The sequence below is a fragment of the Roseateles sp. genome (assembly GCF_049240545.1).
Lineage (GTDB): Bacteria > Pseudomonadota > Gammaproteobacteria > Burkholderiales > Burkholderiaceae_C > Paucibacter_A.
In genome coordinates, this window is record NZ_JBMLSK010000357.1 from 1 (window position 1) to 1,205 (window position 1,205).

1 protein-coding gene is annotated in these 1,205 nt (G+C 70.0%); it reads right to left on the minus strand.

Going from position 1 to position 1,205, the window contains the following annotated elements:
* A partial coding sequence (locus tag ACOVRJ_RS21605) for a TonB-dependent receptor (RefSeq protein ID WP_422045881.1) occupies window positions 1-1,205 on the minus strand: 1,205 nt, incomplete at both ends.

The window sequence follows — 1,205 nt, forward strand, 5'->3', positions numbered from 1 at the left end:
CGCACGTCGCTCCAGCGCCAGTAGGTGGCGTCGGTGACGTTGTTCAGGTTGGCGATGAGCGTCCAGCGTGGGCTTGTCTGCCAGCGCGCGCTGAAGTCGAGCACGGTGTAGCCCTCGGGCGCGAAGGCAGCGGGCGTGGCGGCGCGGATGCGGTCGCGCGTTTTGGCTTGCGTGTGCAGCACATCGGCGCGAAGGTCCCAGGCGCCGGCCAGGTAGCGCAGGCCCAGCGCCGTGCGGGCGGGCTCCACGCTGTCCAGCGGCTCGGCCACACCGTTGCGGGTGCTGGTGCCGCGGGTCAGGGCGGTGGCGGCGTTCAGGCTCCAGGCGGGCGACAGGCGCCACTCGCCGCGCAGTTCCACGCCCCGAATGCGCGCTTGGGCCAGGTTGATGAACTGGAAGATGGTCGGATCGGCTGGCGTGCCGGCGCCGCTGACGGCTTCCTGGCTGATGAAGTCGCGGTAGCGGTTGTCGTAGGCGGCCACCTGCCAGTGCCAGCCACCGGCCTTGCCGCGCAGGCCCACTTCCAGGCTTTGTGCGGTCTCGGGCAACAGGTTCGGGTTGCCCACGCTGCGGTAGCCCGAGGCTACGTTGGTGAAACCGTTGTTCACCTGCCCCGGCGTTGGCGCGCGGAAGCCGCGCGACCATTGGGCGTAGGGGGCAAAGGCATCGGCGACGCGCCAGACGGCCCCCAGCCTGGGCGTGACCGCGCTGTCTGACAGGCCGACGACAGCGCCACCGCTGTAGCCGTCCGTCGACGGGCTGAGCCTGAAGCTGTCGAATCGCAGTGCCGGGATGATCGTCAGGCGGCCGGGCAGTCCTGCCACGCCTGGCAGTTCCATCTCGCTTTGCACGAAGGCGCCGGCCAGGGTGTAGTCGGTGTCGGGGAAGGGCTTGGCAGGAAAGGTCTCGCCAAAAGGCGGCGGTGCGCTCGGGTTGGGCGTGCCGTCGCGCACCGCCGTGATCTCGGTGCGGCTGGCGTCGATGCCGTAGCTCAGGCGTTGCGGCAGCGCGCCCGACAGCGAGGTTTCGAACTGCGTGGACAGGCCCACCACTTTCTCGCGGTAGCGGCTGGTGCGGGTGCGGTCGGCGGCGGTGTTGCGGTCTTCGGTGGCGAACTGGCGCGTGTCGGCGTCCTGCACGTACAGCCGTGATTCGGCCTTCTGGAACCACAGGCCGTTGAGGTCGTCGTAGCGGTGCTCGGCCGA